The 17,427-nt window shown below is 73.1% G+C and carries 17 protein-coding genes; 13 read left to right on the top strand and 4 right to left on the bottom strand.

Going from position 1 to position 17,427, the window contains the following annotated elements; translation table 11 throughout:
- Positions 1 to 29: 29 nt before the first annotated feature.
- Positions 30 to 1,037, top strand: a complete 1,008-nt coding sequence (locus tag E5225_RS11115) for an EamA family transporter (RefSeq protein WP_135972704.1) — start codon at positions 30 to 32, stop codon at positions 1,035 to 1,037.
- Between the two features lie 66 nt (positions 1,038 to 1,103).
- Here E5225_RS11115 and E5225_RS11110 read toward each other — a convergent pair whose 3' ends face one another.
- On the bottom strand, positions 1,104 to 3,263 hold the full coding sequence (locus tag E5225_RS11110; RefSeq protein ID WP_135972705.1) for a PQQ-dependent sugar dehydrogenase: 2,160 nt from the start codon (positions 3,261 to 3,263) through the stop codon (positions 1,104 to 1,106).
- Positions 3,264 to 3,474: 211 nt separating this feature from the next.
- Between E5225_RS11110 and E5225_RS11105 the strand changes: the two genes are divergently transcribed.
- Complete coding sequence (locus E5225_RS11105) at positions 3,475 to 4,446, top strand: TIGR03557 family F420-dependent LLM class oxidoreductase (protein ID WP_135972728.1); 972 nt, start codon at positions 3,475 to 3,477, stop codon at positions 4,444 to 4,446.
- Complete coding sequence (locus E5225_RS11100; protein WP_243738134.1) at positions 4,443 to 5,243, top strand: coenzyme F420-0:L-glutamate ligase; 801 nt, start codon at positions 4,443 to 4,445, stop codon at positions 5,241 to 5,243. The genes E5225_RS11105 and E5225_RS11100 overlap by 4 nt, the downstream gene beginning before the upstream one ends.
- A gap of 78 nt (positions 5,244 to 5,321) precedes the next feature.
- On the opposite strand, the gene E5225_RS11095 is transcribed toward E5225_RS11100, so the two are convergent.
- The gene (locus tag E5225_RS11095; protein ID WP_135972706.1) at positions 5,322 to 6,545 is read right to left on the bottom strand and encodes a DUF418 domain-containing protein; all 1,224 of its coding nucleotides are present in this window, start codon (positions 6,543 to 6,545) and stop codon (positions 5,322 to 5,324) included.
- Between the two features lie 121 nt (positions 6,546 to 6,666).
- The gene (locus tag E5225_RS11090) at positions 6,667 to 7,239 is read right to left on the bottom strand and encodes an HhH-GPD-type base excision DNA repair protein (RefSeq protein WP_135972730.1); all 573 of its coding nucleotides are present in this window, start codon (positions 7,237 to 7,239) and stop codon (positions 6,667 to 6,669) included.
- 147 nt (positions 7,240 to 7,386) lie between these two features.
- Here E5225_RS11090 and E5225_RS17540 point away from each other — a divergent pair, with 147 nt between their 5' ends.
- From E5225_RS17540 to E5225_RS11065, 6 genes are all read left to right on the top strand, one after another.
- Complete coding sequence (locus tag E5225_RS17540; RefSeq protein ID WP_166435918.1) at positions 7,387 to 7,824, top strand: hypothetical protein; 438 nt, start codon at positions 7,387 to 7,389, stop codon at positions 7,822 to 7,824.
- The gene (locus tag E5225_RS17535) at positions 7,821 to 8,198 is read left to right on the top strand and encodes a DUF2750 domain-containing protein (protein ID WP_166435919.1); all 378 of its coding nucleotides are present in this window, start codon (positions 7,821 to 7,823) and stop codon (positions 8,196 to 8,198) included. The genes E5225_RS17540 and E5225_RS17535 overlap by 4 nt, the downstream gene beginning before the upstream one ends.
- Positions 8,199 to 8,864: 666 nt before the next feature.
- Positions 8,865 to 9,518, top strand: coding sequence for a hypothetical protein (locus tag E5225_RS11080; protein WP_135972708.1), 654 nt, complete (start codon positions 8,865 to 8,867; stop codon positions 9,516 to 9,518).
- A 315-nt stretch (positions 9,519 to 9,833) separates the two neighbouring features.
- Positions 9,834 to 10,286 carry a hypothetical protein gene (locus E5225_RS11075; protein WP_135972709.1) on the top strand — a complete coding sequence of 151 codons (453 nt, stop codon included), beginning with the start codon at positions 9,834 to 9,836 and terminating at the stop codon, positions 10,284 to 10,286.
- Positions 10,287 to 10,888: 602 nt separating this feature from the next.
- The gene (locus E5225_RS18275; protein WP_424945122.1) at positions 10,889 to 11,128 is read left to right on the top strand and encodes a hypothetical protein; all 240 of its coding nucleotides are present in this window, start codon (positions 10,889 to 10,891) and stop codon (positions 11,126 to 11,128) included.
- 54 nt (positions 11,129 to 11,182) lie between these two features.
- On the top strand, positions 11,183 to 11,797 hold the full coding sequence (locus E5225_RS11065) for a hypothetical protein (protein WP_135972711.1): 615 nt from the start codon (positions 11,183 to 11,185) through the stop codon (positions 11,795 to 11,797).
- 261 nt (positions 11,798 to 12,058) lie between these two features.
- Here the strand turns inward: E5225_RS11065 and E5225_RS11060 are convergent, their stop codons facing one another.
- The gene (locus tag E5225_RS11060; RefSeq protein WP_135972712.1) at positions 12,059 to 13,372 is read right to left on the bottom strand and encodes a mannitol dehydrogenase family protein; all 1,314 of its coding nucleotides are present in this window, start codon (positions 13,370 to 13,372) and stop codon (positions 12,059 to 12,061) included.
- A 131-nt stretch (positions 13,373 to 13,503) separates the two neighbouring features.
- On the opposite strand from E5225_RS11060, the gene E5225_RS11055 reads away from it, so the two are divergent.
- From E5225_RS11055 to E5225_RS11040, 4 genes are all read left to right on the top strand, one after another.
- Entirely contained in the window at positions 13,504 to 14,241 is a 738-nt protein-coding gene (locus E5225_RS11055; protein ID WP_135972713.1) for a FadR/GntR family transcriptional regulator, read from the top strand.
- A gap of 328 nt (positions 14,242 to 14,569) precedes the next feature.
- Positions 14,570 to 15,598, top strand: a complete 1,029-nt coding sequence (locus E5225_RS11050; protein ID WP_135972714.1) for a C4-dicarboxylate TRAP transporter substrate-binding protein — start codon at positions 14,570 to 14,572, stop codon at positions 15,596 to 15,598.
- Entirely contained in the window at positions 15,595 to 16,146 is a 552-nt protein-coding gene (locus E5225_RS11045; protein ID WP_135972715.1) for a TRAP transporter small permease, read from the top strand. The genes E5225_RS11050 and E5225_RS11045 overlap by 4 nt, the downstream gene beginning before the upstream one ends.
- Positions 16,143 to 17,423: a TRAP transporter large permease gene (locus tag E5225_RS11040; RefSeq protein ID WP_135972716.1), complete on the top strand. Its 1,281-nt coding sequence runs from the start codon at positions 16,143 to 16,145 to the stop codon at positions 17,421 to 17,423. Before E5225_RS11045 ends, E5225_RS11040 begins: the two co-directional genes overlap by 4 nt.
- Positions 17,424 to 17,427 lie beyond the last annotated feature (4 nt).

Here is a 17,427-nt window from a genome sequence, read left to right as displayed (position 1 = left end):
TCGCGCGGGCCGGGGTGTCGGGAGACGACGTGCAGGGCACGCGTGCGCGCAGCGCAGGGATCGCCGCGGGGCTGCTGGCCGCCCTCGCGTTCGCCACGAGCGGGCCGGTGGTCAAGCCGCTGCTCGCCGCGGGGTGGTCGCCGGGGGCGGCGATCCTCGTGCGCCTCACGCTGGGGGCCCTGCTCCTGGCCGGCCCCGCGCTGTGGGCCCTGCACGGACGCTGGTCCGCGCTGCGCGCCGACGCCGCCACCGTCGTCGGGCTCGGGCTGCTCGGCGTCGCGGGCGCCTCCACGCTGTACTTCCTCGCGGTGGACCGGCTGCCCGTCGCCGTCGCGCTGCTGGTCGAGTACACCGGGCCGCTGCTGCTCGTCCTGTGGGGCTGGGCGCGCACGCGCCGGGCGCCGTCGCGCACGACCCTCGTCGGGGCGGCGCTCGCCATGGGCGGCCTCGTGCTCGTGCTCGACGTCACGGGGTCGCTCGCGCTCGACCCCGTGGGGCTGCTGTTCGCCCTCGGCGCCGCCGTCGGCAACGCGGCGTACTTCGCCCTCACCGCGCGGCCGCTCGCGCTGCCGCCCGTCACGCTCGCCGGCGCCGCGATGGCGGTCGGCGCCGTGACGGTCGCGGTGCTCGCGCTCGTGGGCGTGCTGCCGCTCGCGGCGCCCGACGTGCGGGTCGAGGTGCTCGGCGCGACGGTGCACTGGGCCGTGCCGCTCGCCGTCGTCGGGGTCGTGCCCACCGCGCTCGCCTACGGCGTGTCCGCCGTGTCGGTGCGGCTGCTGGGGGAGCGCGTCGCGTCCTTCCTCGCGCTGTCCGAGGTGCTCTTCGCCGTGCTGCTGGCGTGGGTGCTGCTCGCCGAGGCGCCGCGCGGCGTGCAGGTCGTCGGCGCCGCGCTCGTCGTCCTCGGGGTCGCGGTCGTGCGCCGGGGCGCCGACCGCGACGTCGGCGCGGGAACCGCCCCGGCGCCCGCCGCCGGCACCGCGCCCGCCGCCGACACGGCGCCGACTCCCGGCGAACGCCCGGCGACCGTGCACCCGTGAACCCGACGGCGGGCCCGCGGACGCGCCGCCCCCGAGGGAGGCGCGAGCCGCGAGCCGGCCGCCGGGTCAGCGCCCGAGCGTGATCTTCAGGATCCGCTCGTCGCTGTTGTTCGCCACGGAGTCCTTGTCGCCCCGCGTGCTCGTCGTGACCCACAGGCCGCCGTCGGCGCTCGGCTCCACCGTCCGCAGCCGCCCGTAGGTGCCCTGGAGCAGCGACTGCACCCCCGTGAGGGAGCCGTCCGCCGTGATCGTCGCGCGGTACAGCCGGGTGCCGCGCAGGCACGCGATCCACAGGGAGTCGCCGACGACCGCGATGCCGGAGCACGACGCCGCCGCGGTCGACATCGTCAGCTTCGGCGCCACCAGACCGGCGTCCGAGCAGCTCCCGCTGGTGCCCTCGCACTGCGGCCACCCGTAGTTGCCGCCGCGCACCACGAGGTTGGTCTCGTCCATGAGGGAGTTGCCGAACTCCTGCTGCCACAGCCGGCCGCGGGAGTCGAACGCCAGGCCCTGCGGGTTGCGGTGCCCGTAGCTCCACACCGCGTTGCCGAACGGGTTGTCGGCCGGCACGCGCCCGTCGGGGTGGATCCGCAGCACCTTGCCGGCGAGGTTCGCGGTGTCCTGCGCCCACTGCGGGTTCTGGCCGTCGCCCGTCGCGACGTACAGCATGCCGTCGGGCCCGAAGCGCAGCCGGCCGCCGTTGTGGTACTTGTTCCGCGGGATGCCCTGGACCAGCACCTGCGGCGTGCCCGAGAGGGCGCCGTCGACGTACCGGACGCGCACCACGCGGTTGTCCGTGGCGGTGGTGTGCATGACGTACAGCCACGGGTCGGTGGCGAAGTCCGGCGCGACGGCCAGGCCCATGAGCCCGCCCTCGCCGTCGGTCCCGGCCATGCCCGGGAAGGTGCCCGCGACGACGGTCGTGGTGCCCGTCGCGGGGTCGAGGCGGACGACGCGGCCCGCGTCGCGCCGGCCGTACAGCACGGATCCGTCGGGCAGCTCGACGAGGCCCCAGGGCAGGTCGCGGTCCGTCGCGACCTGGCGGACGGAGCAGATCACGCCCGCGCCGGTGCACGTGGCGCCGGTGGTGACGGTGACGGCCGCCGAGGCGGGCGAGCGGTTGCCCGCCTGGTCCCGGGCGCGCACGGCGTAGGAGTACGCCGTCCCGGCGGCGAGGCCGGCGTCGACGAACGACGTGGCGGACCCGGGGACCGTCCCCACGACCACGCCGCCGCGCAGCACCTCGTACCCGGTGACGCCCACGTCGTCGGTGGACGCGGTCCAGCGCACGGTCGCGGACGTGCCGTCCGCGCTCGCGGTGACCCCCGTCGGGGTCGTGGGCGCTGCGGTGTCGGTCTGGCACGGCGGCACCGTGAGCTCGAGCGTCGGGCTCGCCTGGGACACGTTGCCGGCGGCGTCCCGGGCGTTGACGTACATGCCCCAGGTGACTCCCGGCGACAGCGTGAGGACGGCCGACGTGGCGGTGCCGGGCACCGAGGTCATCTGCTGACCGTCGTGGTAGATGTCGTAGGCGGCCACGCCCACGTTGTCGGTCGAGGCGGTCCACGACAGCGTGACGGCGGTGCACGTCAGGCCCGTGGTGCGCAGCCCTCCGGGCGGGGTGGGGGCGGAGGTGTCCGTGGACGCGCCGAGCGGGACGAGCTGCCACTGCTGGTTCGTCTGCCCGCGGTCCGTCCACTGGACGACCGGCGCACCGTCGGCCAGCGAGGCGTTCAGGACGTCGAGCGCCTTGCCGCTGTGCCGGACCACCAGCCGCACGTAGCCCCCGGCGGAGTCGGCGAGGCGGACCTGCTGGTGGGCCGCGGACCGGTCCGTCCACTGGACCGCACGGGCCCCGTCGGCCCTGGAGGCGCCCGTGATGTCGAGGGCCCTGCCGGAGTGGCGGGCCTGGAGGCGGTACCAGCCGTCCCCGGCCGCCACGAACCGCCACTGCTGGGACGTCCGGTCGTCGCGCGTCCGCTGCACGATCGCCGCGCCCTCGGTCGTGGCGGACCCCGCGACGTCCAGCGCCTTGCCGCTGGCCCGGTTCACGAGGACGTACCAGCGGCCGGGCTCGACGGTCGCCGCGGCCGCAGGGCCCGCCGCGGCCGGGACGAGGAGCACCGCCAGGGCCGCGGCCACGAGGCCTGCGAGGAGCCGGGCGTGCCGGGGGCGTGGGCGGTGGGAGTGCGCGAGCAGGCGGGCGGGGGGCGTCGCGGGCGTCATCGTGGGTCCTCTCGGGCGCGTGCGCTCGACGATGGTCGGTCGGCGCCCGGCCTGGCAATCCCCGCGGCTCCCTGAATCGCTTCAGGACGGGTGCCCGGCGCCGCCCCGCCCCGCCGCGTGCGCCGCGCCGGGGCGGGGTTAGGCTCGACGGCGCACCAGAACACCAGCGAGAGGGCACCACGTGTCGGGGTTGACGATCGGGTACGCGGCGATGCTGGAGCAGTTCCACCCGCGCGAGGCGGTCGAGCTGTCGGCGTACGCCGAGGGGAACGGGTTCTCCGGCGTGATGGCCGCCGACCACTTCCAGCCGTGGGTGCCCGCACAGGGGCAGTCGTCGTTCGTGTGGAACGTGCTGACCGCGATCGGTGAGCGCACCAGCGGCGACATGGGCCCGGGCGTGACGGCGCCGACGTTCCGCTGGCACCCCGCGATGGTGGCCCAGGCCTCCGCGACGCTCGCGGCGATGTACCCCGGGCGGCACTGGCTCGGGCTCGGGTCCGGCGAGGCCCTGAACGAGCACGTCGTGGCGGGGTACTGGCCCGAGGCGCCCGAGCGCATCAACCGCATGTTCGAGGCCATCGAGGTCATCAAGAAGCTGTTCTCGTCGTCGCTCGCGGGCAAGGACGTCAAGCACGCCGGGCAGTTCTACAAGCTCGAGTCGACGCGCCTGTGGACGATGCCGGAGGAGGCGCCCGAGATCCTCGTGGCGACCGCCGGCCCGGTCACCGCCAAGCGCACCGGCAAGCACGCGGACGGGATCATCACGGTCGGCGCGCCGCTGGAGAAGATCTCCGGCCTGTTCGGCAAGTTCGCCGACGGTGCGCGCGAGGCCGGCAAGGACCCGGACACCATGCCGAAGGTCCTGCAGCTGCACCTCTCGTGGGCCGAGACCGACGAGCAGGCGCTCGCCAACGCGATGCACGAGTGGCCCAACGGCGGCATGAAGTTCCCCAAGGCCGACATCCGCTCGCCGTTCGACTTCGAGCAGATGGCCAAGCTCGTGCGGCCCGAGGACTTCACCGGCCGCATGGTGATCTCCGCCGACCCGGACGTGCACCGCGCCGAGATCCAGAAGTACGTCGACCTCGGCTTCGACCGCATCTACCTGCACAACGTCGGCCGCAACCAGCGCGAGTGGATCGAGGTCTTCGGGCGCGACGTGCTGCCGAAGCTGGCGCGGTGACCGCAGGGGTGGGCGAGCTGCGCGTCTGGGCGCCCGACGGCGTGCCGGAGGTCGTCCCCGGGGACGATCTCGTCGCGCTGCTCACGGCGGCGCTGCGCACGGACGCGGACGCGGAGCCGTCGCACGCGCTCGCCGACGGGGACGTGCTCGTGGTCACCAGCAAGGTCGTCTCCAAGGCCGAGGGGCGCGTGGTCGCCGCCGACGACCGCGAGCGGGCGATCACCGACGAGACGGTGCGGGTGGTCGCGACACGCGAGCATCCGGGCGGGGTCACCCGGATCGTCGAGAACCACCTCGGCCTGGTCATGGCGGCGGCCGGGGTCGACGCGTCGAACACCCCCGAGGGCACGGTGCTGCTGCTGCCGGTGGACCCCGACGCGTCGGCGCGCGCGCTGCGGGCGGGGCTGGCGGCGGCGTTCGGCGTGCGGATCGGGGTGCTGGTCACGGACACCGCCGGGCGGCCGTGGCGGCAGGGCGTGACGGACCTCGCGATCGGCGCCGCGGGCGTGCAGGTGCTCGACGACCTGCGCGGGCAGCTCGACACGTTCGGCCGCCCGCTGACGATGACCGTCGCCGCCGTGGCCGACGAGGTCGCGAGCGCCGCCGAGCTCGTCAAGGGCAAGGCGTCGGGGCGTCCCGTCGCCGTGGTGCGCGGCCTCGGCCACGTGGTGACGGACGACGACGGTCCGGGCGCGCGCCTGCTGGTCCGCACCGGCCCCGACGACATGTTCCACCAGGGGTCCGCGGAGGCGTACGCGCAGGGCTGGAAGGACGCGCTCGCCGCCGAGGAGCGCTGACCGGCGGGTCCGTCCCGGCCTTGTCCCGGCGCCCTGCGCCCGGCGATCGGCGCCCGGCGCCCGGCGCGCGCGGGGTGCTCAGCGGGCGGGAGCGGGCGCGGGCGACCGGTAGACGAGGCGGCGGTAGACCGCCTCCACCGGCCCGCGGCGCCCCGACCGCTCGAGGACGACGGCGAACGCCACCGTGACGAGCCACACCCCGACGGCCCAGGCCACGACCTGCGCGGACGACAGGTGCTGCCCGAGGCCGAGCGTCCAGGCGGCGAGCGGCACGACGAACAGCACGGACTGCAGCAGGTAGCAGGAGAGGGAGCGCGTCCCGACGGCGCGCAGCGCGCGTCCCACCGGGCCCAGCGTCGTGAGCGTCGTGCCGCGCGCCGCGACGACCCAGGCGACGAGCGCCGCGAACGCGACGCCGCCGAACGCCCCGGAGACCATGTGCAGCGTCCCGGGCCAGAACAGCTGCGCCGGCGACGGCTCCCAGACGCGGGCGACCGCGAGCGCCATCGGGAGCCCGCCGACCACGCTGACGGCGAGCCCGCCGAGCGCCCAGCGGCGCAGGAGCGGCAGGTGCTCGGCCGGTCGCTCGAGGACCGAGCGGCGCGCGGCCCACAGGCCGGCGAGGACGAGCGGGAGCGCGACGAGCACGCCCAGGGGCGCGACGAGGAGCGCCGCGAGGCGCACCAGCAGCGCCACCCAGGGGGACGTCTCGGCGCCCTCGAGCCCCGCCGCCTCCCCGCCGGAGAGGAGGGAGAGCGACTCGAGCGCGCCGTTGAGGAGGCCCGAGAGCAGGAGCGTCACCACGGCGACCACGGCGAGCACGCGGCCCGGCACGCGGACGAACGCGACCGCCAGCAGCCCGGTGAGGCCGTAGGTGGCGAGGATGTCGCCCTCCCACAGCAGCACGATGTGCGCGACGCCGAACGCGACGAGCCAGCCGGCGCGGCGCAGCAGGTCGGCGCGGCAGGCGGGCCAGGGCACCCACGCCGCCGCGCGGCGGCGCACGACGACCCCGATCCCGTACCCGTAGAGCAGCGCGAACATCGGCATGGTGCGCCGGTCGACGAACAGCGCGACGACCCCGTCGACGATGCGGTCGAGCGTGGACCCGTCGACCGGGCGCCCGCCGGGGCCGGTCGCGACGCCCCACAGGTGGCCGACCGCGTTCGCGATCGCGATGCCCAGCAGCGCGAGCCCGCGCGCGACGTCGGGCGCGACGGCGCGCTCGGCGGCCGGGACGGGCGTGACCTGCGGCGCCGGCGCGGGCGGCGCGACGGCGGGCGGCGGCGGGGACGTCGTCATGGGGGACATCCTCGCCAACGACGACCGGGCACCGCCTCGGCCGCGAGACGGGTCCGCGGGTCCGCCGCGCGACGGAGGGGGACGGGCGCCGGCGGCGACGAAGGGGGACGGGCGGCGCGGTTCAGCGTGCCGCGCGGGCGGCTGCCTTGGCGGCACGCTTGGTCTCGCGCACCTCGCCGAGCGACGTCAGGTCCGTGACGTCGGCGATCGACCGGCGCGCGCCCTCCTCGCCGTACGCCCCGGCCGCCTCGCGCCACCCGGCGGGGGTCACGCCGCGCTGCTTGCCGAGCAGGGCCAGGAAGATGCGCGCCTTCTGGTCGCCGAACCCGGGCAGGGCCTTCAGCCGCTTGAGGACGGTGGCGCCGTCCGGGTCGCCGTCGGTCCACAGGCGGGTGACGTCCCCGTCGTACTCGTCCACGACGGCGCGCGCGACCGCCTGGATGCGGCCCGCCATCGACCCGGGGTAGCGGTGCACCGCCGGCGGCGTCGCGCAGAGCGCGGCGAACGCGTCGGGGTCGGCGTCGGCGACGTGCCGGGGGTCGAGGTCGCCGAGTCGGTCGGCGATCTTCGCCGGCCCCGCGAAGGCCGTCTCCATCGCGACCTGCTGGTCGAGGAGCATCCCGAGGAGGAGTGCGAAGGGGTCCTCGTCGAGCAGTCGGTCCGCCGCCTCGTCACCCGTCATCCACAGCGCCATACGGGTCATCCTCGCGCACCGTGCTACCGCGGGCAGCCGGTCCCCGGCACACTGGCGACCGCGCATCGGTCGGAGCGGTGCTGAACACGAGTCAGGGGGCGGTATGACGCAGGAGGAGGACCGGCCCACCCGGTCCCGGCGCCGACGGTGGAGTCGCTGAGGGCCGCCCGCGTCGTCGCCCTGCGCGAGCAGGTGCTGCGGCGCTGGCCGGACGACCTTGTCGAGGAGCACTGGGACGGGCCTCTGTGGCGCGTGGCCGTGCCGCGCCACGGGTGGACCGTGGAGGCGGAGGACCTCGACGGCTGCTGGGCCGTCCTCGTGGAGCCGCACGGGCACGGCTTCGAGACGCACGACGCGAGCGTTGGCACGGTCGTGCGGCTGCTCGCCGCGGCCGTCGCGGGCGACCTGTGGCTCGTACGGTGGCGCATCGGGCGGCTGGCGTCCGGGTCGTGGCTCGAGGACGGCGCCGGCGACGGCTTCACCGGTGGGCCCGGCGGCGCCTGGCTGGACCGGCTCGCGGGCTCGCTGCCGGGGTACCGGCGCACGCGCGCGAGGCTGGGGGAGGCGCCGGTGGAGCGGGCGTGAGCGCGAGCGTGGGCGCGTTCTGCGTCGCCGCCGTCGCGGCCGGGTGCGTGTGGGTGCTGCGCGACGGCGACGGCTACGTCTCGGTGGCGGGTGCGGACGGCGGGCGCGGCGCGATGCCGTTCTGGTCCGGCCGGTCCCTCGCCGCGACCGTGACACGGCGCGCACCCGCCGACCGCCGCCTCGTGCCCGAGCCGGTCGACCTGGAGGCGTTCCTCGCGCGCTGGCTGCCCGGGCTCGGCCGCGACGGGCTGCGCGTCGGCGTCGACTGGTCGGGCATGCGGGCGCGGGGGGTCGAGGTGGAGCCGCACGAGCTGGCGGGGACGCTGGTCGAGGCCGGTCGCAGCCCCGGCGCGGCGACGGGTGGACGTGGGTGAGGACCCAGGGGGGCGAGTGAGGGCGCACGGTCATGGAGATCGCCGTACACGGCGGAGGGGAAGGTGCGACGATGCCGCTCGACGAGTGAGAGTGCGCGGACACACGCCCTCGGGTGCCGACGGCAGTCCCGTGACGCCGCGTGTTCACAGTGTTCGAGCAGCACCTCATGGAGAATCTGGGGTCAACGGAATGGGTAACGGCGCGACAGAGGATCTCCTCGCAGAACTCGCACCCCGCGTCGGCGGTCTCTCCTCGGAGGTCGGGACACGTGGGGACGTGGCCTACCTCCGGCTGCGCCGAGCCGCTGCTCCCGAACGTTGGGCCGTCGTCAGCACACCGGGCGACAGGTGGTTCTCCCTCGAGATCGACGGCGGTTTCTCCTTGGACCGTTTCGAGGAGGAGACGCCGCCCGAGGACGTGAGGCGGATCGTCGCTCTCCATGTTCGCCTGGCAGTCACCCATCTGACCGAAGGAGGGGTGGCGGTCGCGGCACGGGGAGGCCGCCGGACACGCGCGGTCCGTCTCGCGGACTCAGGTGAGGAATACGTCCTGCGCCGGTCGGTGGCCGGTGAGATCCGGGGCCGGCTGGGTCTCGGTGGCCGTCGAGCGAGGGCTTAGTCGTCATGCCGCCGCGTGATTCACGGCGCGAGAGGCGTGCCTCGGTCGTGAACGTCGCCGACTACGCCGGCACGAGGGGCGACTCGCTGTACCTGCACGGGAAGGCGCTCGTCGAGGACGCGGACTGCCGACGCATCCGGTGGTCGAGCCTCATCGTGTCGGGCGAGGAGTCGTTCTGGAGGGCGCTGGGGACGGTCGCCCTCGGGAAGGACACGGCGTCGACGTTCCGGCGGTGCGACTTCTCCGGGCTGGCGACCCGCGGGCTCGACGCCCACTGCACGCTGGACGAGTGCACGCTCCTCGACGTCGACGTGAAGGTCGCCACGGGCACAGCCTTCGGCCTCAGCGTGACGGGCTGCGTGTTCTCGGGCACGTGGGACGGCAACTTCACCGCGAGCGGCCGCGTTCGTGTGGTCGGCAACGACTTCCGCCAGGTCTACGGCGTCGGGTTCGTCGACGGGGTGGACTGGCGGCAGAACACGTTCGACCACGGGGCGACCCAGCTGGTGCTGCAACGATCCGAGGCGGACGCGCCCGTACTACGCGCGTTGGAGGAGAACAACGCCGTCCTCGCCCTGACGATCCGTGCGCTGCGTGGCGAGGGGATGTCGTTCGGGCCCGGCCAGGACTGGGTGCTCCTGTACGAGCGCGACTTCGATCCCGGTGAGTGGTTCATCCTCCGCGAGGCTCTCCTGAAGTGAATCACCGCCGGGAGGCGGTGCGAGGGCCCCGCGAGGCAAGGCGCACAACTCGTGCTGTGACCCTTCGGGGCGAAGGTGCCCGCAGTTATGGTTGCAGTCGCGAAGCGCATCCAGAAAGCGCCCTCTCTCCCGGGGAGCGATCGGCCCCGCGCGCGACGCTGTCTCCGCCGCTGCGTACGCTCGGCAACCGCGATGGGCGAGGCGGGGACCGCGGTAGCCGGGGCGTAGTTGGCGGCGGCGTACCGCGCCATCCGCCGGTCACGACCGGACTGTGGTACGAGGTGTCAATGTCTACGAGATCGGGAAGCGGTGGCGATGAGAGCAGTGCGGCGGCCTGACGTCGGACTCGGTCGTGCAGCAGTCTTCTTCGGGCTTCTCCTCGAACTGCTGCTTGCGATTGCCGTCGCAAGCTCGGCCGAACTCCTGGCGCCGCTGCCTCTCACGCTTCTTGCCATCGCTCTTGCGCTCGCTGCGCGCGCTTGCGTGGTCGGGTGCTACTTACGTGAGGACGACGTCGTCGTCCGGTCGTGGCTCCGTACGTATCGCGCTCCCCGACGCGTGATCTCGGATGCCCGACCGATCAGCTACTCCGGATTCGCCACCCGCTTCAGCGACTCGCGTCTCGTCTCGATGGTGGCGCTCGACGTCGTCGGCCGTGCCGTGCCGTACGAGCTGCGCTTCTCGGCGGACACGCCGCGGCGGGTCCGCGCGTCGGCGCTCCGGGTCAGGGAGTGGCTGGTGGCACCGGGATCCGTGGCGGCCGGGTAGCGGTGCGGCGTTCTCGTCGTCTCGCGTCGGAGTTCCCCTCCGCCCGGCCGGTACGCGCGCGACTGGTCGCCCGGCGTTTGGTCGGCAGCGTCACCGGCGTGATTACCAGCGGACCCGGCGATGGCGCCCCACCGGACCCGAGCGTCGGTACGGCACGCCCGCAGTCCGGTGCGCGAACCGCTGCAGGAGCGTCGATCGGTCACAGAGCAAGGGCCGGGTCGACTGGAGAAGGCTGTTCTCGAGTGGCCCGGAGAGGCATCCCTGGTCATGGCCGCCGCCGTGGGCTCTGGTGACGCGGGGCCGTTCCGTCCACTGCTCGCGAGCTGGTAACGCCGACGTCCCCGTTCGTGACGACCAGCGGGTTGCGGCGGCGGTGCAGCGCCTCCGCCAAGCTTGAGTAGACGGCGGAAGTGTCGACACCGAGGCAGTCTGATCACCAAGGAGCTGAACTCATCTGAGGGGGGCAGCTTCAGGGCTGGGCGTCGGACTTGCCGCGCCTTCGGTACTCATCGAGGAAGCCGCGACAGTGCCTGCGGTGGTCACATCCGCCGGTCAGCGTCCAAGGGCCTCGGCAGCAGGTGCATCAGCGTTTCGTGCGCGACATGGCGCGCCAGGTTTACTGGTCAGGGCGCGTCGGTATTGACCCTGGGACCGGCCTTCGAGGAATTCCCGACGCCACTCGGCTAGGGCGCCCGGTTGAGCTCAAACCCGACAATCCACGAGTGATCGCGCGCGGCGTGCGCCAGCTCGCCCGGTACGAGCGAGCTGCAAACAAGCGAGGTGAGCTCTGGGCCTACCGCGTTAGCAGCACTGGCGTCGTGTCGTACAGGAGGGTGCGATAGCGTGCCCGCGTTCGGGGGAAGCTCGCCCGACGTCATTGAGCAGGAGGTCCGGCCATGGGTGAGGCGGTGCACCGGCGCGCCATTGCGAGCGCTGTCCGGTCGTGTGTGTACGAACTCGTCGCGCGCGATTTTGAGGCGACGAAGAACGACGCGGCCAGGGCCCGGCCGATCCCGTGCCAGGTGTCGTTGGTGAAGTACCCGAACCCGCAGGCCGGCACAGGGCCGGAGTACGACTGGATCGTCACGTTCGCCAACCCGGGGACAGCTGTGAAGAACGGCAGGATCGCGATGGGGCTCTTCGCGTTCCACCAGTCCTTTCAGCGGGGGACGGACCGGTACGAGATGGGCGTCGCGGGACAGCTAGAGGCGTTCAGCGAGGACTTCCGTGCCCACACGCTGCCATTCGTCGAGTCGGTCACGAGCCACCGCGATCTTCTTCTTGTCCTGCTTGAGCACCGCGTGCGCATGTCACCCGATACGCCGGACCTGGAGCAGTTCGGACGTGCCAAGGCCGCGTTGGATCTCCTCGCGTACGGACAGCTCGTGCCGGCCGACGCCGAGCTCGCGAAGCAGGTCATCCATCGTGCCATCGCGGATGGTCCGTCCGACCTCGTCCGGCGGCATGTGGTCGAGGCCCTCGAGTTCGTCGGGTACCCGCTCACCGTCTGACGGTCCGTGGTCCGTGGTCCGTGGTCCGTGTGCGTCGGGCCCGCGCTGCGGCCCCGACGCTGCGGGAAGCGGTCCGACGGGCGCGACGGAGGCGCCCTGGGAGCGCGTGCCGCCGGTCAGCGGAGCGAAAGCCGCGGTTCCGTCTCGCGGCCTCGGGTGAGGAATACCTCCTGCCCCGGACGGTGACCGGTGGGATCCGGGGCCGGCTGGGCCTCGGTGACTGCGGAGCGAGGGCCGAGTCAGCATGCCGAGACCCGTGGGTCAGGCGATCTCGCGGGCGAGCGTCGTGACCCGGTCCACCACGGCTCGCTCGGCGGCGAGGTCCGGCGCGAGGTGCCGCAGGACGGTCGTCACGGCGTCCTCGAGGTCGGAGGCCGGCGTGACGAGGGACTCCGGCAGGCCGGCGTCCTGCACGGGGGCGCCGTGGCCGCGGAGGTGCTGGACCCATGCCGCGACGGGCCGCAGCGCGCCGTCGGCGCCGGCGCTGCGGGCCTCGAGCTCGGCACGGACGACGGGGATCACGCGGACGGGCAGCTTCTGAGAGCCGTCGGCCGCGATCTGCGCGAGCAGGTGCTGGATGCGGGCGTTCGAGAACCGCTCGAGGAGTGCGGCCCGGTAGTCGTCGGTCGGCACCGTCAGGTGCCGTGCGGTGGCCGCCCACCACTCCTCGACCCAGCTGCGGACCACGGGGTCCGCGATGGCCTCGGCGACCGTGCGGTGGCCGCGCACCGACGCCCCGTACGCCATGAGGGAGTGTGCGCCGTTGAGCATGCGGAGCTTGCGCTCCTCGAAGGGCGCGACGTCGTCGACGACGAGCGCCCCGGCGGCCTCCCAGTCCGGCCGACCGCCGGGGAACGCCCCGGCGAGCACCCACTCGGAGAACGGCTCCGTGGACACGGGTGAGGCGTCGACGTAGCCGCGTGCCGCCGCCACGTCGGCCCGGTCCTGGTCGGTGGTCGCGGGCGTGATGCGGTCGACCATCGACGTGACCCAGGAGACGGAGCCGCCGATCCACTCGGCGAGAGCGGGGTCGATGTGCTCGGCGGCGTCCAGGACGACGCGCGCCAGGACGGCGCCGTTGTGCGAGAGGTTGTCGCAGGGGACCACCGTGAGGCTGCCGGCACCCGCCCGGCGCCGGGCGTCGAGGCCGGCGGCGAGCCGGACCGGGACGGTCCGCGCCGCGGCGCCGCGGTCGTGCGAGACGGCGGCGAGGTCCGCGGCCACCGCCGCGTCCCCGAGGTGGAGGCCGCCGTCGGCGCCGCGGAGGTAGCCCGCCTCGGTCACGGTCGTGGTGACGACGCGGACGTCGGGGTGGGCCAGGTGTGCCAGGAACGCGTCGTGCTCGGCGGAGGCGTGGAGGGCGGAGATCGCCGAGACGACCTCGATGTCCTCGCGGTCCTCGCCGCGCGTGATCAGGGAGTACAGGCCGTCCTGGCCGCGCAGCTGGTCGGCCGCGTCCGGCCGGCGTCCGGTGAACGCCGCGACCCCCCAGTCGCCGGCGTCGGGCGCGTGCTCCGTGTACCAGAACTGGTGCGCGCGGGCGAAGTTGCCCAGCCCCAGGTGCACGATCCTCACGGGGGCGACCGGGCGTCCGTGGTCGTCGCGGTTGAGCGGTGGCGTCACGGCGTCGTCTCCCCGGCGAGCATGGCCGATAGCCTAGTTCGGTGGGCCGAGTGGGCTCGACCGGTGAGAGACGGAGGGGCGTGATGGCGTCGGCCCTGATGCACACCCACGTCACCGACGTCCTCGGGCAGCGACTGGTGAGTCGCGCGCTGGGCCCCGGCGAGATCGTCAACCTCGCGGACATCGAGGCGGAGTTCGGGATCTCGCGGACGGTGGCGCGTGAGGCGATGCGCCTGCTCGAGTCCCTCGGGATGGTGGAGGTGCGGCGGCGCGTCGGGCTGATCGTCGCGGACGAGAGCCACTGGGACGTGCTCAACCCCCGCGTGATCGAGTGGCGCCTCGCCGGGCCCGGCCGGGAGGCGCAGCTCCGGTCGCTCCTCGACCTGCGCATCGCGGTCGAGCCGACGGCGGCTCGCCTCGCGGCGCTCAACGCCTCGGACGAGCAGCGCGAGCGATTGCTCGAGCTCACCGAGGCGCTGCGCGACATGGGCGGGCGAGGGCTCGGCGAGAGTGAGGAGTACCTGCGCGCCGACGTCGGCTGGCACCAGACGCTGCTGCGCGCGAGCGGCAACGAGATGCTGGCTGCGCTCGACGGCGTGGTCGAGGCGGTCCTCGTGGGCAGGACGCGGCACGGCTACTCGCCGCAGGTGCCCGTCGGCGAGGTCCTCGACCACCACGACACCACCGCGCGCGCCGTGGCGGCACGCATGCCCGAGGCGGCGGAGGTCTGCTGCCGCAGTCTCGTGACGCGCGTCCGCGCCGAGCTCGTGCTGCCCGACTCGACCGTCGTGAGCCCGGCTGTGGCCGCCCGCCGCGCCTGAGCGCGCGCACCCGCTCGTCCGTCCACCGGCGTGCCCGCCTGCGGTCGCGGGTGACCTTAATGGGATTACGTTGCCGACCGGCGGCTCATGTGTCAGCATTCTCGGCGCGCCCACCGTCGTCGGCCGTCCGGTGCGTCGACCGGCCCACCGGCCACCGGCTCAGTGACGTCGGGCGACATCGCTGTCGCGGCGGATATATGAGTGTGACTAGGCAGGACTCTGACGCATCGCAGCGCGGAGCGGGATGAACCGGGCGCTCTCCCAGCAGCCTGAGCGGGTCGGTGAGCCACCTCGGCCCCGGTGCCCATCACGTAGAAAAGGAACCAGCATGCAGCGTCGCAAGCACTCACTGGTAGTACCTATTGCGAGCGGGGCCATCGCACTCGCCCTCGTCGCCTGCAGCGGCACCGCGGGTGGCGGCGAGGCGAGTGGCGACGCCGAGGGGGAGAAGTACAACCTCCGCTTCAACCACGTCCTCGCCGAGAGCGAGCCGTTCCACGCCGGCTTCACGGCCTGGGCGGAGGCCGTCGAGGAGCGGACCGACGGCGGCCTGACGATCGACGTCTACCCCGCCGGCCAGCTCGGTGTCGAGGAGGACATCATCGAGCAGGCCCGCACGGGTGCGAACGTCGGCCAGAACACCGACTCCGCACGCCTCGGCATGTACGTCGAGGACCTCGCGGTCATGAACGGGCCGTACTTCGTCGAGGACCTCGACGAGGTGCAGCGGCTCCAGGAGAGCGAGACCGTCCAGGAGATGCTGACCCAGCTCGAGGAGGAGGAGGGCCTGAAGGTCCTGTCCTTCAACTGGGTCCAGACGCACCGGCACTTCTTCACCAACAAGGAGATCAACAACCCCGACGACCTCGCGGGCCTGCGCATCCGGACCCCCGGGTCGCCGATCTGGCAGGAGTCGATCCGCGCGCTCGGCGCCGAGCCCGTCGCGATGGGCTTCGGAGAGATGTACTCCGGCATCCAGCAGGGCGCCATCGACGGCGCCGAGCTGGTCTACGCGAACATCCCGGGCGGCAAGCTCAACGAGGTCCTCTCGCACGCGACCGAGACGGGGCACATCCTCCTCATCAACTTCGAGGTCGTGAGCGCCGACTGGTTCAACTCCCTGCCCACGGAGTACCAGGAGATCCTGGTCGAGGAGGCGGACAAGGCGGGTCTCGCGGCGTCCGAGACCATGGAGTCCGAGATCGAGACCATCCGGCAGGAGCTGGTCGACGCCGGGCTGACGGTCAACGAGAACCCGGACGTCGAGGCCTTCCAGGAGGCCGGCGAGGCGGCGTACGAGACCCTCGGCCTCACGGAGGTCAAGCAGGCCATCTGGTCGGAGATCGACAAGTCATGAGCACGACTCCTCCCCGCGGCCCGCACGGGGCCGGCGCCGAGGAGACGGACGAGGGTGCGGCACCGGTCGGGCGCGGGTTCTACCACGCGCTCGACCGGGTCGAGGTCAGGGTCGCCCAGGTGTTCCTGGTGCTCATGACGGTTCTCGTCCTCGTCTCGGCCATCGCGCGCACGGCCGGCAGCCCCGTCTCGTGGGCCGTCGACCTGGCGACCTTCGCCTTCGCCTGGACCGTCTTCGTCAGCGCGGACATCGCACTGCGCCGCGACAAGATGGTCAACATCGGGATCCTCGCCGAGCGGTTCCCGGCGGGCGTCCAGCGCGGCCTCGCGGTCCTGAACTGGGTCCTCATCATCGTGTTCCTCGCGGCGATGGTCGTCACGGGCCTCCAGCTCGTGCAGACGACGTCGGACCGCAGCTTCAGCGGCCTGCCGTGGCTCAGCTACTCGTGGGTCACGCTCGCGGTGCCCGTCGGGTGCCTGCTCATGCTCTACACGTCGTGCCACAAGCTCCGCGGCGTCGTCCGCGCCCAGCGGGAGGTGACCCGATGACGCTCGTCTTCGTCATCTTCCTGGTGCTCGTCGCGATCGGGATGCCCATCGCCTTCGCCATCGGGATCTCGGGGTTCGTCTTCTTCCTCTCCCAGGAGACGCTGAACCTCACCATCCCGGCGCAGGTCACCCTCACCCAGACGCAGAACTTCGCGATGCTCGCCATCCCGCTCTTCGTGCTCGCGGGGAACTGCCTCAACGAGACGGGCATGACCCGGCGTCTCATGGACTTCGCCTCGGCGCTCACCGGTCACATGCGTGCCGGGCTGGGTCACGTCGGTGCCGTGAGCTCGTTCATGATGGGCGGCGTCACCAGCTCGGCCATCGGCGACGCGACGATGTTCAGCCGCGTCCTGGGCCCGAGCATGACGGCGCGGGGCTACCAGCCCGGCTTCTCCGCGGGCGTCGTCGGGACGACCTCGATCATCGTCACGATGGTCCCGCCCGGGACCGGCCTGATCCTCTACGGGACGCTCGGCGAGGTCTCGATCGGGCAGCTCTTCGCTGCGGGGATCATCCCCGGCATCCTCATGACGATCATGCTCATGGGGGCGATCTCCCTCACCGCACGCCGCCGTGGCTACCCGCCGGAGCGCGCGACGCGAACGCCCGCCGGTGAGGTCGCGCGCAAGGGGGTCCAGAGCATCTGGGCGCTGCTGTTCCCGGTGATCCTCATCCTCGGGCTCCGCTTCGGGCTCTTCACGCCGTCGGAGGCGGGTGCCTTCGCCGTCGTGTACGGCCTCGCCGTCGGCCTCTTCGCCTACCGCGAGCTGACGTGGGAGAAGTTCCAGCGCGCCCTGCGGTCCACGATGACCGACGTCGGCATGATCATGTTCCTCATCGCCGTCTCCGGTATGTGGGCCTACGGCCTCACCTGGGACCGGGTCCCGCAGCAGATCATGAGTGTGCTCCTCGGCATCACCGAGAACCCGATCGCGATCATGGCGATCCTCGTGGTGGCGCTGCTCATCGCCGGGATGTTCATGGACTCGACCGTCCTCATCCTCCTGCTCACGACGATGCTCGTCCCCGTCGCCCAGCAGGTGGGCCTGGACCCGATCCACTTCGGCATCGTCATGGTCCTCACCCTGACGCTCGGGCTGCTCACCCCACCTGTCGGCATCGTGATGCTCATCGTGTGCCAGAGCTTCAAGACGACGGTCTCCGAGTACTTCAAGCACTCGAAGTACCTGTTCCTCGCGCTCATCGCGCTGATCGTCCTCCTCATCCTCGTGCCGGGCATCGCGACGTGGCTGCCGGGCCTCCTCTACACCTAAGGAC

The sequence above is a fragment of the Cellulomonas shaoxiangyii genome, assembly GCF_004798685.1.
GTDB classification, from domain to species: domain Bacteria; phylum Actinomycetota; class Actinomycetes; order Actinomycetales; family Cellulomonadaceae; genus Cellulomonas; species Cellulomonas shaoxiangyii.
This window is presented reverse-complemented; position numbering and strand designations above follow the sequence as displayed.

Excerpts from the sequence above, each read along its gene's own strand:
- E5225_RS11110 (WP_135972705.1), bottom strand. The coding sequence starts at position 3,263 with ATGACGCCCGCGACGCCCCCCGCCCGCCTGCTCGCGCACTCCCACCGC.
- E5225_RS11105 (WP_135972728.1), top strand. The coding sequence starts at position 3,475 with ATGCTGGAGCAGTTCCACCCGCGCGAGGCGGTCGAGCTGTCGGCGTAC.
- E5225_RS11095 (WP_135972706.1), bottom strand. The coding sequence starts at position 6,545 with ATGACGACGTCCCCGCCGCCGCCCGCCGTCGCGCCGCCCGCGCCGGCG.
- E5225_RS11090 (WP_135972730.1), bottom strand. The coding sequence starts at position 7,239 with ATGGCGCTGTGGATGACGGGTGACGAGGCGGCGGACCGACTGCTCGAC.
- E5225_RS11075 (WP_135972709.1), top strand. The coding sequence starts at position 9,834 with ATGAGAGCAGTGCGGCGGCCTGACGTCGGACTCGGTCGTGCAGCAGTC.
- E5225_RS18275 (WP_424945122.1), top strand. The coding sequence starts at position 10,889 with ATGGCGCGCCAGGTTTACTGGTCAGGGCGCGTCGGTATTGACCCTGGG.
- E5225_RS11065 (WP_135972711.1), top strand. The coding sequence starts at position 11,183 with ATGGGTGAGGCGGTGCACCGGCGCGCCATTGCGAGCGCTGTCCGGTCG.
- E5225_RS11055 (WP_135972713.1), top strand. The coding sequence starts at position 13,504 with ATGGCGTCGGCCCTGATGCACACCCACGTCACCGACGTCCTCGGGCAG.
- E5225_RS11050 (WP_135972714.1), top strand. The coding sequence starts at position 14,570 with ATGCAGCGTCGCAAGCACTCACTGGTAGTACCTATTGCGAGCGGGGCC.
- E5225_RS11045 (WP_135972715.1), top strand. The coding sequence starts at position 15,595 with ATGAGCACGACTCCTCCCCGCGGCCCGCACGGGGCCGGCGCCGAGGAG.
- E5225_RS11040 (WP_135972716.1), top strand. The coding sequence starts at position 16,143 with ATGACGCTCGTCTTCGTCATCTTCCTGGTGCTCGTCGCGATCGGGATG.